Origin of the sequence: Shinella sp. (assembly GCF_052438155.1) — a bacterium.
Classification (GTDB): Bacteria; Pseudomonadota; Alphaproteobacteria; order Rhizobiales; family Rhizobiaceae; genus Shinella.
Map to the genome: position 1 here is coordinate 1 of NZ_JBQVPI010000048.1, position 18,181 is coordinate 18,181.

General features: G+C 60.4%; 16 protein-coding genes and 2 pseudogenes. 10 read left to right on the plus strand and 8 right to left on the minus strand.

Annotated elements, in window-relative coordinates:
• The 5 genes and pseudogenes from ACT6VE_RS32645 to ACT6VE_RS32665 all read left to right on the plus strand — a co-directional run.
• Positions 1–186, plus strand: a pseudogene (locus ACT6VE_RS32645) (sensor histidine kinase); the annotation flags it as partial.
• 404 nt (positions 187–590) lie between these two features.
• The gene (locus ACT6VE_RS32650) at positions 591–1,055 is read left to right on the plus strand and encodes an MgtC/SapB family protein (protein WP_444802386.1); all 465 of its coding nucleotides are present in this window, start codon (positions 591–593) and stop codon (positions 1,053–1,055) included.
• 43 nt (positions 1,056–1,098) lie between these two features.
• Positions 1,099–1,335 carry a PQ-loop domain-containing transporter gene (locus ACT6VE_RS32655; protein WP_444802387.1) on the plus strand — a complete coding sequence of 79 codons (237 nt, stop codon included), beginning with the start codon at positions 1,099–1,101 and terminating at the stop codon, positions 1,333–1,335.
• Positions 1,336–1,444: 109 nt separating this feature from the next.
• Positions 1,445–2,674 carry a putative DNA modification/repair radical SAM protein gene (locus ACT6VE_RS32660; protein WP_444802388.1) on the plus strand — a complete coding sequence of 410 codons (1,230 nt, stop codon included), beginning with the start codon at positions 1,445–1,447 and terminating at the stop codon, positions 2,672–2,674.
• The gene (locus tag ACT6VE_RS32665; protein WP_444802389.1) at positions 2,674–4,137 is read left to right on the plus strand and encodes a UdgX family uracil-DNA binding protein; all 1,464 of its coding nucleotides are present in this window, start codon (positions 2,674–2,676) and stop codon (positions 4,135–4,137) included. The genes ACT6VE_RS32660 and ACT6VE_RS32665 overlap by 1 nt, the downstream gene beginning before the upstream one ends.
• A gap of 24 nt (positions 4,138–4,161) precedes the next feature.
• On the opposite strand, the gene ACT6VE_RS32670 is transcribed toward ACT6VE_RS32665, so the two are convergent.
• The 4 genes from ACT6VE_RS32670 to ACT6VE_RS32685 all read right to left on the minus strand — a co-directional run bounded on the left by ACT6VE_RS32670 (position 4,162) and on the right by ACT6VE_RS32685 (position 10,798).
• Complete coding sequence (locus ACT6VE_RS32670; RefSeq protein ID WP_444802390.1) at positions 4,162–4,596, minus strand: pyridoxamine 5'-phosphate oxidase family protein; 435 nt, start codon at positions 4,594–4,596, stop codon at positions 4,162–4,164.
• 600 nt (positions 4,597–5,196) lie between these two features.
• Positions 5,197–6,897 carry an arylsulfatase gene (locus ACT6VE_RS32675; RefSeq protein WP_444802391.1) on the minus strand — a complete coding sequence of 567 codons (1,701 nt, stop codon included), beginning with the start codon at positions 6,895–6,897 and terminating at the stop codon, positions 5,197–5,199.
• Positions 6,898–7,211: 314 nt separating this feature from the next.
• Entirely contained in the window at positions 7,212–8,750 is a 1,539-nt protein-coding gene (locus tag ACT6VE_RS32680) for a sensor histidine kinase (RefSeq protein ID WP_444802392.1), read from the minus strand.
• 77 nt (positions 8,751–8,827) lie between these two features.
• Complete coding sequence (locus tag ACT6VE_RS32685) at positions 8,828–10,798, minus strand: PAS domain S-box protein (RefSeq protein ID WP_444802393.1); 1,971 nt, start codon at positions 10,796–10,798, stop codon at positions 8,828–8,830.
• A gap of 158 nt (positions 10,799–10,956) precedes the next feature.
• Between ACT6VE_RS32685 and ACT6VE_RS32690 the strand changes: the two genes are divergently transcribed.
• Positions 10,957–11,826, plus strand: a complete 870-nt coding sequence (locus ACT6VE_RS32690) for an SDR family oxidoreductase (protein WP_444802394.1) — start codon at positions 10,957–10,959, stop codon at positions 11,824–11,826.
• A gap of 11 nt (positions 11,827–11,837) precedes the next feature.
• Positions 11,838–12,101, plus strand: coding sequence for a hypothetical protein (locus tag ACT6VE_RS32695; protein WP_444802395.1), 264 nt, complete (start codon positions 11,838–11,840; stop codon positions 12,099–12,101).
• A gap of 39 nt (positions 12,102–12,140) precedes the next feature.
• Here ACT6VE_RS32695 and ACT6VE_RS32700 read toward each other — a convergent pair whose 3' ends face one another.
• Complete coding sequence (locus ACT6VE_RS32700) at positions 12,141–14,258, minus strand: catalase (RefSeq protein ID WP_444802396.1); 2,118 nt, start codon at positions 14,256–14,258, stop codon at positions 12,141–12,143.
• Positions 14,259–14,716: 458 nt separating this feature from the next.
• Between ACT6VE_RS32700 and ACT6VE_RS32705 the strand changes: the two genes are divergently transcribed.
• Both ACT6VE_RS32705 and ACT6VE_RS32710 read left to right on the plus strand, forming a co-directional pair.
• On the plus strand, positions 14,717–15,619 hold the full coding sequence (locus tag ACT6VE_RS32705) for a hypothetical protein (RefSeq protein ID WP_444802397.1): 903 nt from the start codon (positions 14,717–14,719) through the stop codon (positions 15,617–15,619).
• 204 nt (positions 15,620–15,823) lie between these two features.
• Positions 15,824–16,120, plus strand: coding sequence for a DUF2934 domain-containing protein (locus ACT6VE_RS32710; RefSeq protein ID WP_444802398.1), 297 nt, complete (start codon positions 15,824–15,826; stop codon positions 16,118–16,120).
• Between the two features lie 44 nt (positions 16,121–16,164).
• Here the strand turns inward: ACT6VE_RS32710 and ACT6VE_RS32715 are convergent.
• The 3 genes and pseudogenes from ACT6VE_RS32715 to ACT6VE_RS32725 form a co-directional block, all read right to left on the minus strand.
• Positions 16,165–16,763, minus strand: a pseudogene (locus ACT6VE_RS32715) (cysteine hydrolase).
• 60 nt (positions 16,764–16,823) lie between these two features.
• Positions 16,824–17,324 carry a YciE/YciF ferroxidase family protein gene (locus tag ACT6VE_RS32720; RefSeq protein WP_444802399.1) on the minus strand — a complete coding sequence of 167 codons (501 nt, stop codon included), beginning with the start codon at positions 17,322–17,324 and terminating at the stop codon, positions 16,824–16,826.
• Positions 17,325–17,440: 116 nt separating this feature from the next.
• Positions 17,441–17,623: a hypothetical protein gene (locus tag ACT6VE_RS32725; RefSeq protein WP_444802400.1), complete on the minus strand. Its 183-nt coding sequence runs from the start codon at positions 17,621–17,623 to the stop codon at positions 17,441–17,443.
• A 383-nt stretch (positions 17,624–18,006) separates the two neighbouring features.
• On the opposite strand from ACT6VE_RS32725, the gene ACT6VE_RS32730 reads away from it, so the two are divergent.
• Positions 18,007–18,126 (plus strand): DUF6894 family protein, encoded by a 120-nt coding sequence (locus ACT6VE_RS32730; RefSeq protein ID WP_444802401.1) that lies wholly within the window; start codon positions 18,007–18,009, stop codon positions 18,124–18,126.
• Positions 18,127–18,181 lie beyond the last annotated feature (55 nt).

Here is an 18,181-nt window from a genome sequence, read left to right on the forward strand (position 1 = left end):
ATTCCGGAAAGCGAGATCGATTTCGTGCTAAAGCGCGGCAGCCGGCTCGACACGACGAGCGAGGGCGCAGGGCTTGGGCTGGCAATAGTCGAAAGCTTTGTCGAGGAAGCCAGCGGCTCCTTCGTGCTGGAAAACCGCGAGGCGGGGTTCTGTGCTCGTATCACTCTGCCGCGAGTCATCTGCTGAGCCAAGATAGGTTACCCAGCATGGGGACCCTTCCGAACATAGCTGATCCTGTCTGTCTAGCTGCGCTTGAAGTCCATGATCGTGTCGCGGCCGGCGGCTGCGGCCATCGTGTCCGTGGGAGGGTACTAGGCTAGAAGCGCCAGGGCGCGTCGCCCGACGGGCCGACTTCGAGGTAACCAGTTCGAAAGGCCGCGCGATCCTTGCGAAACCCACTAAGCTGGCCTTGGGTTGCCTTGGAAGGGCGCTAGGCCTTTGGTGCCGATTTTCGCTTCGAGTTTCGGCGAGCCCGTTGCCAGCAAGAGCAGCGCTGCCGGCAACAAATAAGATGGACCAAACAAACCGCCGCGCCTTGTCCCGTGAGGGTGGGAAGCTATGTAACCTGCAGGTTGACAGAGGGGGCGTGCTTGACCGAGTGGCTGCAAACGATTGGGGCAAACTTCGACTTCCTCCCTCATTTGGGGTCGCTTCTCTTCGCCTATGTGCTTGCCCTGCCGATTGGCTGGGACCGGGAAACGCACGAGAGAAGCGCCGGCCTCAGGACGTTTCCCCTGGTGGCCATTGCAAGCTGTGGCTTTATCCAGGCCGCGGAACCGCTCATTAATGGCAACGCTGAAGCCACCGCCCGGATCGTCGAAGGGTTAATCACCGGGATGGGCTTCATCGGAGGCGGCGCCATCCTCGTCGTTAAGGCCAGCGTACGCGGCACGGCGACGGCCGCAAGCTTGTGGGCGACGGGCGCAATCGGAACCGCCGTCGGGCTTGGCTCCTTCGACACGGCAATCGTGCTCTCTCTCGTAACATTTCTGACGTTGCGCACCCTCTCAAACCTCAAAGAAGAGGGCAAGGATGACCGCCGGGACGGCGAGTAGCTCCTGGGTAGCTGGAGACGGTGAGTAACCTACGGAGTTTGAAATGGATATGGCACTGCTCGTCGGCTATCTCGCATCGGCTGCTTCCACCACGAGCTTTGTTCCGCAGGTCTGGAAGTTATCTAGGACAGGTGACACCGCAGCGATATCGGCGAAGATGCACACGCTGACCCGTCGCCGGATTCGCCCTCTGGACGGCGTTCGATATTCTACGCGTAGAGTGGCCGATCGTCCTGACGAACGCTTTTTGCTTTTAGCTTTCCGGACTGATCCTCATTAAAACGCTCAGCGCGAAGGCCGCATTGAAGGCTGACGCCTAAATTGGATCGCTACGCGCTGGAACACTCTTTCCAATTGACTGCAGAGATAAGAACATATAGTGAACATGCATGAAGAAATCGCTGCAGCAACGCTTGGCCATCCTGTCGGATGCCGCCAAATACGACGCCTCGTGTGCCTCGAGCGGAACGGTCAAGCGCGACTCCGCTCGAACCGGCGGGCTGGGCTCAACGGAAGGGGCGGGGATTTGTCATGCCTATGCACCGGACGGGCGGTGTATTTCGCTCCTCAAGATCCTGCTCACCAATTTCTGCATTTTCGACTGCGCCTATTGTATCAACCGCTCCTCCAGCAACGTGGAGCGCGCCCGCTTCACGCCGGAGGAGGTCGTGTGGCTGACCCTCGAATTCTATCGGCGCAACTATATCGAGGGGCTGTTCCTGTCCTCAGGCATCATCCGCTCGCCGGATCACACGATGGGCGAGATGGTGCGGGTCGCGCGGGACCTGCGCACCGTGCACGGTTTTCGCGGCTACATCCACCTGAAGTCCATTCCCGATGCTGCCCCGGGACTGATCGAGGAGGCCGGGCTTTATGCCGATCGCCTCTCCCTCAATATCGAACTCCCGACCGATGCCGGCATTGGGCGCTTCGCGCCGGAAAAACGTCCCGAGGGAATTCGCCGCGCGATGGGGGAATTGCGCCGGAAGATCGAGGCGGCCGATGACCCGACCTTGCAGACCAAGCGGCGCAAGCGTTTCGTTCCCGGCGGCCAGAGCACGCAGATGATCGTCGGCGCCGATGGTGCGGACGACGCCACCATCCTGAAGACCAGCGCGCGGCTCTATAGCGGCTACGGACTGAAGCGCGTCTACTATTCGGCGTTCAGCCCCATTCCCGATGCCTCCCGCGCGCTACCGATCATCAAGCCGCCGCTGGTACGCGAGCATCGGCTCTACCAGGCGGACTGGCTCTATCGGTTCTACGGTTTCGGCGTGGAGGAGATCACCGGCGCGACGGGCGGCATGCTGGATCTCGACATGGATCCCAAGCTCGCCTGGGCGCTCGCCAACCGCCAGGATTTTCCGGTCGACGTCAACCGGGCGGAGCGCGAGCGGCTGCTGCGTGTGCCTGGCCTCGGCACGAAGTCGGTGGCGTCCATTCTCTCCAGCCGTCGGTTCCGGCGTCTCAGGCTCGAGGATTTGGCACGGCTCGGCGTTTCGCTGCGCAAGGTACGTGCCTTTATCGAGGCGGAGGGCTGGGTGCCGCGGCGGCTGGCCGATCGCGCCGACCTGAAAGCGCTTTTCGCGCCGAAGCCGGAACAACTCTCGTTGCTCTAGTGCACACGATCCCACTTTCTGGACGAAGCGATTTCTCCGAGTGGCGCGATGCGGCGCGGGCCCTGGCGGCGGCCGGCATTTCGCCTCGCGAGGCGGATTGGCGCATCCGTGGCCTGGACGATGAACTGTTTGCCGTGGGTTCGCTGCCGGATTTGCCGAAGCCCGACAAGAGCGCGCCACCGCTCACCGTGCCGCCCGCGTTCCTGCCCTTGGCCGAGGCAGTTGTCTGTCACACGGAGCCCGGCCGTTTCCACCTGCTCTACAGGTTGCTGTGGCGGTTGCAATCCGACCGCCACCTGCTGGAACTGGACGCGGACACGGATGTCGCCTGGGCACGGCTGCTTGCCAAGAACGTCAATCGCGACGGCCACAAGATGACGGCTTTCGTGCGCTTCAAGGAGATCGCCGGCCAGATGAACGGCCGGCGGCGCTTCTTCGCCTGGTTTGAGCCGTCCCATTTCGTCGTCGCCCGTACTGCACCCTTCTTCCGCCGGCGCTTTGCCGACATGGACTGGATCATCGCGACGCCGAACGGCACGGCAAGCTGGGATGGCGGTAGCCTGATCTTCGACGCCCGGCCGGGCGAAAATCCCGGTCATGGCGATCCGACGGACGATCTCTGGCGGACCTACTATGCGAGCATCTTCAATCCAGCCCGCCTCAAGCTGAAAGCCATGCAGGCGGAAATGCCGAAGAAATACTGGCGCAACCTACCCGAGGCGGATCTCATTCCCGGCATGATCGCCAATGCCGAGGCCAATGTGCGGGCCATGGCCGAACAGGCGGCGAAAGATCCGCCGTTGTTTCACTACCGTCTTCAGGAAACGGCGCAGGCCATGCCCAGGATCGAGCCTCTTGGAGCCGGGACCATCGAGGCCCTGCGGGAGGAGGCGCGCGGCTGCACGCGCTGCCCGCTGCATTGCATGGCAACGCAGACCGTTTTCGGCGAGGGGCCGCAAGGTGCGCCTCTGATGATGGTGGGCGAGCAGCCGGGCGATCAGGAGGACCTTGCCGGTCGCCCCTTCGTCGGCCCGGCGGGAAAGGTCTTCGATGCGGCGCTGAAAGAGGCGGGCCTCGCCCGCGATGCTGTCTACCTCACCAATGCGGTCAAGCATTTCAAGTATGAGCCACGCGGCAAGCGGCGCATCCATGAGAAGCCTAACAAGGGGGAGATCGACCATTGCCGCTGGTGGCTGGCAAAGGAGGTGGAGCTTATCAAGCCGCGCCTTATCGTTTCGCTAGGTGCCACCGCGCTCTATGCGCTGAGCGGGGAGCGCAAGCCGCTTGACCAACTACGCGGCAAGACGCTCACCATGCAAGGCAATATCGTGCTCTACCCGACCATCCACCCCTCCTACCTGCTCCGGGTACCGGACGGCGCCGAACGCCAGCGCCAACAGGCGCGCTTCGTTGAGGACATCAGGCATGTTCGGCAGCTGGTGGAGAGGCTTGAGGCGCTGTAGTGAGCTGGCGACGTGTGCCTTGCATTATAGGTGGATCGTCCCGTTCTCCTCGCCATCCCAGTACTGCACGCGCTTGCCCTGGACCTTGATCAGCACGAGTCCGGGCGTTTCAGCACCTTGCGTGAACCAACGGTCGAGATCTGGCACCCAATGCTTCTCGAACTGCGCCATGTCGCGGATGAGGCTTGCGCCGCCTTCGATCGATATGAACATGCCAGGTTTTCCAAGCAGGCTCGGCGGTTCCGTGAAGGACAGCGTTACGTGCGCATCACGGCCGATATCGGCGACCTTTTTGGTATCGGTAAAGGAAAAGAACCAGGAGTCGCCATCGTACTCGACATCGCCATTGTTGCTCATCGGGCGGTTGGTGATAGCCCCTGAGACTCCGTGGGTCGACATCATGCAGAAGTCGATCTTCTTCAGCTTTCGGGCGATATCGGCAAGCAGGGTCTCGGACATGGCGCATAACCTTCGCAAAAGAGTGAGACGCATAGACGTACGCGCTTGAGTGCATTTCGCTGGCCGTGGTGAGAATGCGGAAAACCACAATGTCCATGTTTCTCATCCGATCGACACAGGCCGCGCTCGTGAAGGAAATGGAAAAGGTGTTGGAAGGTTCCGCGAGATTACACTGGGCCAATCATGAGCCCGATTTGACTCGAGCGCGTTGTCAATTGGCACTTAAGTGTGAGAGTGTGGCTGTTTAGTCGCGTTGGGCGACGACCTGCATTTCCCCACGCATTTTTTCTTGAGCGACAGGGAACAAAGCCTTCGTTCCGGAGTTAACTTTCGTCGAGACGCATTTTGCCCCGCTTCGGCGGGGCTTCTTTCCGGTTCGATAGGCGGCGAAGCGTCACGCCGAGCGTCGTCACCGCGAAGCCCGCAATGCAGAGGGCTCAAAATCTCATGAACTTCCATCGCCGCGTGACCGCGTCCTTGACGGCTTATTTTTTGATATCATTCTGAACCGTAAGCGCGGTCCCGCTCGCACCTTGACCTCGACGCTGTGGCAGGGGACGGCAGCTTCGTGCCAGTACCGGACATTTCGATCGTCTCTCGTCATTCCTTTGACCGCTCCAGGAAATCCTCCACGACGCTCGACATGTCGATCGAGGAGCCACGTTGTACTGGTGGGAATTGGGCCAAGGTCTTGAGGTGGTCGCCAACGAGTTCGCTCATCGGTTCGAAGAGCCAGGAGACTCGCTGCGCGAGATGCCCATAGGCATCGACGCTATCATAGCTCTCGAACGGGTCGCTTCGGATGTTGAACATCAGAACACCCGCACGCCGCCGGAGGCCATCATAATAGTTTTCGCGGGTAATGAAGTGCATCTTCCATGGCCCCATCCGGACCGCCATCAGTGTACTCTCATAGTAATACAGGAAGTCGCTACGCTTGCTGGCGTCGGTTTCACCCAGCCAGTAGTCGAGGTTGTCGACGCCGTCGATGTATTGCTTCTTGTCGGTCTTCATGGCTTCCACGACATCGGACACTCCGGCAGCGGCTGCGAGTGTCGTGAACATGTCCATGTGGCTCTGGATGCCGTTCAGAACCCTGTTCGGCTCGATGGTACCGGGCCAGCGAAGCATAGAAGGTACGCGTACGCCACCTTCGTAGCAGGTCATCTTTTCGCCGCGGAATGGCGTGGTGCCGCCGTAGGGCCACGACGAATGTTCGGGGCCATTGTCCGTCGAATACCAGACAATGGTATCCTCTTCCAAGCCATTGTCCTTCAACCAGTCTAGGATGAGGCCGATGTCATGGTCGTGCTGAAGCATGCCGTCGCCGTGGTAGTCCTCGTCATGGGTGTATTTGTCGGCCGCTAGCCGCCATTTCTCGTTCAGTCGGGTGTAAAGGTGCATCCGGGTGGTGTTAAGCCACACGAAGAACGGTTTGTCGTCGTCCTTTGCCTTCTTCATGAAATCAAAAGCCTTCGGCGCGACTTCTGCGGCGTCGAAGTCCATCATCCGTTCCTGGTTGAGAGGACCGGTATCGGTAATCGTTTGTTTGCCGACCTTGCCAAAACGCTCGTCCTCGGTCGGATCGTCCTTTTCGGTGGCGTATGAATGGACAACTCCGCGGATTCCGAACTTTTTCGCGAAGGCCTCGGGTCCGCCGTGATAATTCTCGGCGAAGCGTTTGTAGTCCGGATAGTCCGGCTGTTCGTAGACGTTCAGGTGGTAGAGGATTCCGAAGAACTCGTCGAAACCATGAGCGGTCGGTAAATGCTCGTTGCGGTCGCCCAAGTGGTTCTTGCCGAACTGCCCGCAGGCGTAGCCTTCCTTCTTTAATACCTCCGCTAAGCAGGGTGAGGCGGCTTGCAGACCACGTGGGTCGCCGGGCACGCCGACGGTCACCATGCCGGAACGGATTGGGTACTGTCCGGTGATGAAGGCGGCACGTCCTGCGGTGCAGGAATTCTGCGCATATTGGTCGGTGAAGACGATGCCCTCTTTGCCGATGCGATCGAGGTTCGGCGTCGTGTATCCCATGGTGCCCAGGCCGTAGGCGCTGACATTTTGCCAGCCGACGTCGTCTCCCCAGATGACGAGGATGTTGGGCCGCTTGCCCCTTGCGGGTCGCCCGGCGGGACCCGTAGCGGTTTTGCTTTCCTGAGCCGCAGCTGGTTGCGCTATGCCGGAGAGCAGAGCGGGGCCTGCGGCAATGGCCGTCCCTGCCAGAAGGAAACTACGCCTTCCGAGACCTGCGGGCTTTGCGTCTTCAACGTTCCGGGCTTCACCAATCTCGGCGTCTGACATTTGTCTCTCCTGTCATGGTAATTCATGCAAGGCGTAGCCGCAGTCCAAAGCGGTCGGATAAGACAGTCGATTTGCTTGACAGGGTGGAGATCATCGAACGCAAATGGAAGTACGCTACGGTAACATCGGCGAAAATTGGCACGGTGCGTCCGCCACAGAGGCTCCTTTTGCACCTTCGTTCGCCTTAGGCTTAGGAAGCGCCCGTTGCGGCCAGCGCCGTGCGTATCGGGATCAGCAAGGCTTGTAAGCACCCCTGGCGTTTCGTCGTGAAGGGGCCGCTCTCTTTGAGCAGGCCGATCTGACCTGCGGCGTGCCTAGGGCTCCACGATCTCCAGCTCCGCTGTGAAGGTCGTTCCATTGCTTCCGTCAAAGCTGTGAGTGCCGTTCAACTGATTGACGACGCCCCGGATCAGGCGACTTCCCATGCCCTGCTTTATGGCTTGCGGATCAAAGCCGATGCCGTTGTCGTGGACGGTAAGCCGGGCTCGTCGCTCCCCGACAGCTTTGAGTGCGATAGAAATCCGGCCCTCGCGGCCCTCCGGAAAGGCATATTTGAGGATGTTGGTCAGGAGTTCGCTTGTCAGAAGGGCAAGCGGGGTGGCGTTGTCGGCCGAGACGGCAAGCTCGTCGATGTCGTACTCCACCGTCACGGGCGCGCCATAGGCGGTGATCAGTTTCTCCGCCACCGATGTCATCAGGTCCCGCGCGCGGAGGCGGGAAAATTCGTCATGCCGGTAGATCTGCTCATGCACGGCGACCATGGAGGAGATGCGATCGGTCAGCGATTGCTGGATGTCCGGGGCCAGGCGTTGCAGCTGGATGACGCTCTGGACGGCTTGCAGGTTGTTCTTGACGCGGTGGTGGATCTCGCGAAGGAGCAACTGGTTGTCCGCAAGGGCATTGCGGAGCAACTGGGACTGTGCGGCATCGCGTTGTCGAAGGTGGCGGATCCACTGGCCGGCGGCAAGGAGGCTGACGCTTGCTAGAATAAGCACTGAGATCGCCACCGTCACATCCCGCCAGAAGCGCTGGATACCGAAATCGTAGTCCGCCGAGGCGAGCGCGATCAATCCGGTACCATCGACGGTTCGATAGGCGACGATGCGGTGGGCGCCGTCGACGGGCGAGATGGCGTCATAGGTGCCGGCCGCGGCCTTGGGCAGGTAATCCGTGAAGAGCACGTATTTGCTCATGTCGAGCGGCCCGTCGGCAAGTGGATAACGAGCGACGAGCTGGCCGTCGGAGCGGACGAAACTCACGGTGGAGTTCGGGCCGAGATCGACGGCCTCCCAGACATCGGCCAGCACCTTGACCTCGAAGGAAACGACGGCGGCGCCTGCAAACCGGCCGTTCCGCTCTAGCCTGCGGCTGAAGGCAAAGATCTGCTCGCCGTTGAGGCGGCTGATCAGCAGGCTTGAGATGTGCTTCCTGGCGCCCTTTGCCAGCTCCGAGAAATACGGCCGATCGACAATGCTGATCGGTTTGACCATCGGATCGGTCGAGTAGAGCGTCAGCCCCGTATCATCGACCACATAGGCCTTGACCTGGCCTGGCAGATCCGCAACGGCCTCGTCGATGTTGCGCACCTTGGAGGATGCTGGCGGTACGATGTTATCGCCAAGTGTCTCGTCGATGCGCTGAAGGGCCTGACGTGCCAGAGAATCAAGCAGGGAAACGTTGCTGGCGACGATCTTGGAGGCGGCGACCGCCCGCTCCTCGGTGCGGCGGACCGCATCCCGATAGCTCGTGTTGAGCCACAGGCCGAGCATGAGGACAAGCGAGACGAACATCGCAACGATGATCATCGCAGCCGCTCTTGCCAGCGTGAAATGAATGTTCAGCCCGCGCAGCACCGCTATCCCCCAAGTGCGTCGATCTTAACGAGAAGGGTTGGGTGTGTCGCTGCTTTTTGTCAAACCCCCCGCTCCAGTCATCTATCGTACGAAGGTGATGGTTGCTGGCGGTCACCGGACACGGCTCTTCGTATGATGTCTTCGAGCTGACGTTCGCTGAACGGCTTCGACAGACGAAGCAGATCGGCGCGCGCCTCCGGGGGCAATTCCGAATAGCCCGTAGCGATGACGATCGGAATGCCCGGCCAGCGCTCGCGGACGATATCGGCAAGCTGGGAGCCGGTCATCTGCGGCATGGCCTGATCGGTGACGATAAGATCGATCGCCCGCTCGGCCAGAAATGCCAGGGCCTTCGTGCCGGAACTGGCCTCGCAGACGGTGTGGCCCATGTCTTCCAGCATCATGACGGTGTTCATTAACACGAGTGGATCGTCATCGACGGCGAGTACGGACAGCGCGTGAACCTTCTCCGGCACAGGAGGGGCGGATGGTGTTTCCTTCCTTGCCAACTCGGTGGCCCTGGCCCCGGCTACGACGACCGGAAGCCACAGCTCCGCGGTGGTACCCGCGCCCGGTTTGGACTGGAGCACGAGCTTTCCTTCCGATTGCGCCATCAATCCCTGCACCATGGAAAGGCCTAGCCCCGTGCCCATGCCGACGCCCTTGGTCGTAAAGAAGGGCGACGCTGCGTTCCTGAGCGTGTCGAGATCCATGCCTTGTCCCTCATCCTGCATGTAGAGGCAGAGATAGTCCCCTTTCTGCAGGTCGGGATGGTTTCTGGTCCCGTCGGCTTCCAGGCGTGCGCCGATGAGAAGGCGGCCGCCGTCCGGCATCGCATCGCGCGCGTTGATCGCCAGATTGAGCAGCGCATTCACCATCTGATTCGGGTCCGTGCGAACAGGCGGTAGGTTCGGCGGGAAGTACGTTTCGATCAGGACCGAGGGGCCGATGGACCGTTGCAGCATATCTGTCATGCCGCGGATAAGGCTCCACAGATCGACGGACTCGAAATCCAGTTCCTGGCGGCGCGAGAAGGCGAGCAGCCGCTGGATGAGAGAGGCGCCACGGCGCGTCGCCTGCAGGGCGTTGTCGATCAGGGATTGCGCTTCGGGTGCGGGCGAGATGCGGCGCTTTAGGAGGTCGAGGCTCGCCTGGACGGCCATCAGAAGGTTGTTGAAGTCATGTGCGACACCGCCTGTCAGCTGGCCGAGGGCTTCCATCTTCTGCGCCTGGAAAAGCTCTTCTCTCGCCAGTTCAAGGGCTGCCTGTGCGTCGCGCTTTTCCGTTATGTCGCGGGTAATCTTGGCGAATCCGATAAGCACGCCATCGTCGTCGCGGATCGCGTCGATGATGGCATTCGCCCAGAAACGGCTGCCGTCCTTTCGCAGCCTCCAGCCTTCCGATTCGTATCGGCCATCGTTCCGAGCGATGTCAAGCGCATGGTCCGGAATGCCGGAAAGCCGGTCCTGCTCGGGAAAGAAGTTGGAGAAATGCTTGCCGATGATCTCGTCCGGGCGGTAGCCCTTGATGCGCTCGGCGCCGGCGTTCCAGCTCGAAACGCGGCCGTCGGCATCCATCATATAGATCGCGTAATCCGTGACACCCTGCACGAGAAGACGGAATTGCTGCTCCGTTCTGCGAAGATGCGCCTCCGCTTGCCGCCGCTCGGTCAGGTCGCGTGTGATCTTGGCAAAGCCGATGAGGCTGCCGGCATTGTCCCTGATGGGGTCGATGATGACATGCGCCCAGAACTCGGACCCGTCCTTGCGCACCCTCCAGCCTTCGTCTTCGAAGCGGCCCTTCTCGGCGGCGTGCGCCAGGGCGAAAAGGGGAAGGCCCTTGTCGCGGTCGGTTGTACGATAGAAACGGGAAAAATGCGTGCCGAGGACTTCGCCTGCCTCGTAGCCCTTGAAACGGCTCGCCCCGGCATTCCAGCTGACAATATTGCCCTGCGGATCCAGCATGTAGATGGCATAGTCGGTAATTGCATCGACCAGCACTTTATACCGGTCCTCCCCGGCAAGCGCCGAACCCTTGTCTCCAACCATGTCTTTTCCCCATAAAGCCAACCGCAAAAAACGTTGAAGGTGAGGAAAGGTTCCGTTGCGCGGGGCCAATTCGCTCTGGCTATGCCGCATTTCTGAGCTGCGGAACATCCGCCATGGTGCCGAGTTCGCACGTTGAACCTCATTCCCAGGAGATCGAAATGTCCGAAAGCGATATGCGCCGCCCTATTCCGCCGCAACCCGCGCAGCAACAGGCTCCGCCCGGTTTGACGGATGCGATGAAGCCGGTCCCCGACCATGGCGAGAAGAGTTACACGGGGGCGGGACGGCTTGAAGGCAAGGCCGCGCTGATCACCGGTGGAGATTCCGGCATCGGCCGGGCCGTCGCCATTGCTTTCGCACGCGAAGGCGCTGATGTCGCAATTTCTTATCTCAGGGAAGATCAGGACGCCAACGAGACCGCTCGCTGGGTCGAGGCGGCCGGGCGCAAGGCCGTTGTCCTGCCAGGCGACATAACAAACGAAGAACACTGCCGGCATCTCGTTCGCCAGTGTCTCGAGAACTTCGGTCGGCTCGATATCCTCGTGAACAATGCCGCCTTTCAGCGGACCTACGCCGATATCGGCGATATCAGTTCCGAGGAGTGGGACATCACCTTCCGGACCAATATCTATGCGCCGTTTTTCCTTTCGCGTGCGGCGATCGCGCATATGAAGCCCGGCAGCGCCATCATCAACACGACCTCGATTCAGTCCCGCCAGCCGTCGCCTCATCTTCTCGCCTATGCAGCGACGAAGGGAGCGATTTCAAACTTCCCCGCGGGTCTTGCCGAAATGGTCGCCGACAGGGGTATCCGGGTTAATGCCGTTGCGCCGGGGCCGATCTGGACACCGCTCATCCCCTCCACCATGCCGCCGGAGAAGACTAAGGATTTTGGCAAGCAGGCCTTGCTCGGCCGCGCCGGCCAGCCGGACGAACTCGCAGGGGCCTATGTTCTGATTGCCTCCGATCTCGGCAGCTACATGACCGGAGCGGTAATCCCCGTCACCGGCGGCGAAATCATGATCTGAGAGAGGCAACCATGACGGACATTCGCAAACACGGCTTTGAAAGCGATGCGCAATGGCGCGAGTATCAGCAGGAGATCGAGGAGGCGACGAGCCACTCCGGTGGCCGGTCATTGAAAGAGCAAAGCCTCCTTGATGACCTCGCGCAATTGCGTGCCGACGTCACGGCGTTGCGAGAGCAGATTTGGGCACGGCGCTCTGGAGAGAGGATGACCCGTTGGCAACGCGTCGGAGGAGCGGTGGCACTTCTGCTGATCGCCGCCATCGCCGCCAGATAAGATAAAAAAGAGCCCCGATAAAACCGGGGCTCTTTCCGTTCAGGGCAGTTTGACCGAGGGCTCTCTTGCCCAGACCCTCAACGTGCCGAGACTTTTGAGGAAACCGGAGACAGCGTCGGGCCCATCGATCTCCACCGTTCCCTCGTCCAGAATGTCTGCGGCACCAGTCTTCTCAAGAAGGGCAAGGGCGGGCTTGGTGTAGCCGATGAACTTGCAATGGGTGAAGGCGTCGGCAACGAAATCGCGCGCTGCCGCCTCCTTGAGGAGATCGCCGACGCCTTCCATCGACGCCATAACCACCACTGCATCATAGAGCACGGATGGGCCGCCATCGATCATCTGATGCGCGGCCAGCGGTTTGCCGTCGGATAGCGTTACGCCGCCGACTTTCGGCGCTATGACTTCGATCACCGCCTTCTCTTTCGCGATGCCCGCTTTGAGCGCCTCGAAGAGAGCGCTGTCGGCGCCGTCGGTGACGAGCACGCCAAGCTTGCGTCCCTCGAAACGCTTCGGGCCGTTCTCGATGATACTGAGCGCGGGGGATGGGTCCAGGTCCTGGCGCGTCTCGACCGCTGCATCGGCCGGCTTCGGCATGGAACGGATGCCGAGAGCCGTGGCAACCTTGTTGGCCAGCGTCTCATCGATGTTGAGGAGATGCGAGATCATGCGCTCGCGAATGACCGGTGTTTCGACTTTGCTCAGTTCGAAGGTGAGGGCCATGGCGATGTGTCGCTGTTCGGGTGGTGTCTGGCTGATATAGAACTGGCGCGCCTGGCTGTAGTGATCGGCAAAGCTCTCCGGTCGCAGTCGAACCTTTTCACCGCTCTCCTGCGAGTTGAAATGCCGGTATCCGACAAGAGGAGATTCGCGCGGTCCTTCTCCAAAGGAGTTCGGCTGATAGTTCACGCGGCCCGACGGATTGCGCATGGCCATGTGTCCGTCCTGCTGGAAATGCGCGAAGGGACACTTCGGCGCATTGATCGGCAGATGGGTGAAATTCGTGCTACCGAGGCGCTTCAACTGCGTGTCGAGATAGGAAAAGTTGCGGCCCTGCAGCAGCGGGTCGTTGCTGAAGTCGATACCCGGCGGCACGTTCTGCGTCATGAAGGCGACCTGCTCGGTCTCGGCGAAGAAGTTGTCCGGCATGCGATCGAGCACCAGTCGGCCGACTGGCTGGGGTTTGAGGATTTCCTCGGGAATGAGCTTGGTCGGGTCGAGCACGTCGAAATCGAAGCTATCGGCGAAATCCTGATCGAAGAGCTGGACCTGCAACTCCCATTCCGGGAAATTGCCGGACTGGATCGCCTGCCAGAGGTCACGGCGATGGAAGTCGGGATCGGCGCCGTTGATCTTGACCGCTTCGTTCCAGGCGACGGACTGAAGCCCGAGCTTCGGCTTCCAGTGAAATTTTACGAAGGTGGACTCGTCCTTTGCGTTGACAAGGCGGAACGTGTGCACGCCAAAGCCTTCCATGAAGCGGAACGAGCGGGGAATGGCCCGGTCCGACATGACCCACATGATCATGTGCATGCTTTCCGGCGTCAGGGTGATGAAGTCCCAGAAATTGTCGTGGGCGGATTGGGCTTGTGGAAAGCCGCGGTCGGGCCCGGGTTTTACGGCATGGATGATATCGGGAAACTTGATCGCATCTTGAATGAAGAATACCGGGATGTTGTTGCCGACGAGGTCCCAGTTGCCTTCCTGCGTGTAGAGCTTGACCGCGAAACCGCGCACGTCGCGTGCAAGGTCTACGGACCCCTTGCTGCCGGCGACCGTGGAGAAGCGGACGAAGGCCGGCGTTTTTTCACCGGCACGCTGGAAGAGGTCAGCGCGTGTGTAGGCGGCGAGCGATTCGTAGGTTTCAAAATAGCCATGCGCGCCATAGCCGCGAGCATGCACGACCCGCTCGGGAATGCGCTCGTGGTCGAAATGAAAGATCTTCTCGCGGAAGTGAAAATCCTCGATAAGCGCCGGACCGCGTGCTCCGACCCTAAGCGTGTTCTGGTCATCGGCGACGGGCGCGCCTTGCGCCGTCGTCAGGACGGGACGGCCCTTCTCGACGATCTGGTGCAGTTCACCGCCACTGCCGCGTTGGAGCTTTTGATCATGCACGGAAGCCTCTTTCATCTTCCCGATGGGGCTCGCTTTCTTGGCCATGGAAATCTCCTGGGAGTTGTTTACGCCGCCCTAACCGGAAAGACCCCGCCTTGTTCCCCAATTTGGTCGATGACAGGGCAGCGGGACAGCGTTGGCGAAAAACGCGACACCGGAGGCGATTGTTGCTTACCTGTTTTGGATTGTTTTCCGCCCGGTGACATCCGGAGGCCGACGTGTTTCTTCACGGTTGAGGTCGTCGTGGCCGAAACAGGGTCTGAGGCAGGAAATGTTTCATGCCGGGGCTCGGTCGGGCTGTGAGGTGAAAAGTCCAGAGAAACGGCAGTCGTCAACGCGGTATGGAACATCGGGCGGAGGCGGAAGTTGTTGTTTCCACGCGCAAGACGCGTTCACGACATGAAGGAGACTTAAAAATGGGTCGCGGTATTCTTCTTTGGCTCCTGGGCATCCCCCTGCCTATCGTCATCCTCCTCGTTCTGTTCATGCGGTAGGAGAGTGCGATGACGAACTATTCGACTGGCGTTTCCGATGTAGGCATCGAATCCAATGTCCCCGCCCTGGCTTGGGGGCCGGTCATCGGCGGCGCGACGGCGGCTTCTGCGATAACCCTTATCCTTCTCCTTCTCGGTTCCGGTGTCGGCCTTACCATGGTCTCGCCGTGGTCCGGCGAAAGCGCCTCGTTTACGACTGTCAGCGTGACGGCCGCCATCTGGTTCGTCATCGTTCAGTGGTTGTCATCGGCACTCGGCGGCTATCTCACGGGGCGGCTGCGCACCAAATGGGCCGGCGTGCATACGGATGAAGTGTTCTTCCGGGATACTGCGCATGGGTTCCTGAGCTGGGCGCTGGCGACGGTCGTGGTGGCCGGCCTTGCAGGATCGGCGTTTACCTCGCTTGTCGGGAGTGGGGTGCAGGCTGCGTCCTCTGTAGCGACGACTGCAACCGTAGGGGCTGCGAGTGCCGCCGCAGCCGCAGGCAGTGAAGCGCCCGATCTTGCGACCGGTTACTTCACGGACGTTCTACTTCGCCCGCAAGAAACCGCCGCCCGGGCGCAATCCGACGACGCTGCTGCTACTGCCGAGGTTTCGCGTATCCTGATGCAGGGCGCGGCCAAGGGTGAGGTCGTGGAAGCAGATCGCGCGTATGTCGCCAGCATCGTTGCATCGCGTGCAGGCATTCCCCAGGAGGAGGCTCGCGCAAGGGTGGATCAGGTCTTGCAACAGATCGAGGACGCGAAGAATGCTGCGCTTCAGGCTGCCGACGAGGCTCGCAAGTCAGCCGCTACAGTGGCGTTGCTCGGTGCCCTGTCGTTGCTGGTGGGCGCCTTCGTCGCTTCTGCGGCGGCAGCACTTGGCGGGCGGCAACGCGATGATGAAGAGGCGGGCGTTGTGGTGCGTGCCTGACGATCGCGCCGGATCAAACTCTTGAACTGGCGGCGGGCGCTCGGCGGCGCCCGTCGATTTTTAATAGCTTCAATTGCTCGCAGAGCACCAACGCTGATCATGCGGTGCAATATCGGCAAGCGCAGTTGGTCTTGGGTAACCCTCTGCGAACCCGATCCGTTGCCAATCGCGTTCGCGACTGTCATCCCAAAAAAGGAGACTGCCATGAACATGTCCAGATATGACCAAATCCGCCAGCGCGCCTATGAAATCTGGCAAGCCGAGGGAAGCCCGTCCGGCAGTGCGGTGCGGCACTGGACGATGGCCGAGGCGGAAATAGACTGGGCAGGAGAGGCGTCGGTTCCGTTCAAGGGGTTTTCAGTTCTGGGTGAACGGGATGCTAACGATGTGGGTGGCGACCATGCGGCGTCCGCCGAGCGTGCCGACATTGGAGGTGAAGTCTCGATCACCGCGGGCAAGGAGCCGCCGCGCAGGAAAATCAAGCAAACGGAAGGTCCGTGAAGACGCTTCCGGCCGCCACTTTCGTGATATAGGGACTTGGCAGCCTACCGGCCGTGCCCGGGATCTTTTGAGAGAAACTCTTCGGTGACCATCAATTCCACTTGTGCCGAGAAGCGACTGCCCAACAGGGTGGCGATGCATCATGTGTCTCGTCGACCCCGCTGCACACCGCGTCCTTGTGGATGATGACACGGTAGCCGAGATCGATGCCGCCAAGGGCTGTCGCAAGCGCGCAGACATCGGTTTCGCCCCCGGTGATGACCAGCGTCGATATAGCTTCGATAGCGAACTAGAAATGGAGGCGACCATCGACCCAAGGCGAGTAAGTTCGTGTGGTTGCCGGTGGACAAAAGCGCGCAAGCTCGGGATCGAGAGCGAGCAGATCGGGCGGCAGATGCTCGCTCGTCATCATCTGCCATTTTCCGTAGTAGGCCCGCCACATCGCGATTGCATAGGCTGGACGCGGGGGCGGGCAAAACCGGGAGAATATCGTGCGGGCGCTGTAGCGCCGCGCTACTTCGATGACTTGCGGCGATACCGCGTCCATCTACGCCATGTGCCACGGCGTCTCCTCCGCGAACATTCGCTGCATATCGATACAAAGATGGCGCCAGTTTCCATGCACGGCGGGAATCGCTGACATCAGTTCCCGCGTGAAAATGCGGCGGGCAGCACGCGCAAATATGACTGCCCGCCCGCGCATTCAGGCCGCCTTAGTCTTGCCTTCGCGGTTTACCTTCGCTTCGGCCAGCTGCGTCAGCGCCTGGTCGGTCATCGTTTCCTCCGAAAGCGTCTGGTCGAGCAATTTGGCAACGTCCTGGTGTCCCAGTTGCAAGGCCCAGGACTTCAGCGTGCCGTAGCGTGCGATTTCGTAGTGTTCGACGGCCTGCGCGGCCGCAAGCAGACCGGCGTCGAGAGCCGGTGAATCCTTGAACTCCTCCAGGAGTTCCTGGCCTTCTTCGAGGATGCCGTCGATGGCCGGGCAGGTTTTGCCACGGGCGGGTTTGCCGAGAATTTCGAACACCTGCACGAGCCGTTCGACCTGTACTTCCGTTTCCAGGAGGTGCTTGTTAAATGCGGCCTTCAGATCGTCCGCCTTGGCGCCGCGCGCCATCTTCTTGAGAGCTGCGATGATCTTGCGCTCTGCGTAATAGATGTCCTTGACGCCATCGATGAAGAGGTCGTCCAGCGTTTTCGTGGGCATTGTAGTCTCCTCGTCTGGAATGAGCCGTTGATCGGCCCGGGGTTCAACAAGAGATCTCAACGTTTGTTCCGGCTGACGTTTGAACCTGTCGCGGATCGGGCCACTGAGGCAGGCTGCTATCGGAAGCGCACCGGCCGATGTGTCAGGTTCATCTGGATTTCAAGCCGGCTTGCAAAGCGACCAACCAGCCGCACAAGCTTTCTGGTTTCCCGATCGTTGATACGGTTCGATTGGCAATAGGCGACGACGTCGAACACTTTGGTCGTGGGTTTCGTGCGGATTCTGTCGAGATGTTGCATGACGGGCCCCCTCTGTGGTGTTCGCAAAATCCATGGAGGGAGAGGATGTTCCTGCCGAACACCTGTTCGTACGAAAACGTACGGTGCTCAGGACGGGTGTATTAAACTGACGGTGTCGAAACGGTGCCGCGACGGTTCCTGCATCGCTCGAAAGCATTCGGTACGATATCGTATAAAGTCGGTATAAGGTGCCACCCCGCTTCTTCTCGCCATGGTGTCGTGAAACGGTAGGGCTTCCCGCAAGGGAGGGCGTGCTTGCTGTTTGGCAGTTGACGGAGGCCTCAAGCTTCTCTGTTGCCAACGTTCCCCCGAACGTTGGACGCCCTGTTCTCGCGGAACGTTTGCCTCGTTCGGACATTCTCCCGCCAACTCAGGAGGCGGCGATGGGACGTTTTTATTTCAAGATACAGGATCAGGACGGCGTGCTGCAACCGGATCGCGGTTTCGACTTCGAGGACCTGGAGGAGGCAAAGGGCGAGGCTGTCCGACATCAGCGCCCATGAGACAGAATTGGGTTAATTGAGAAGAGAGGATTTTCGGCTCATCGTAGCTCACCCA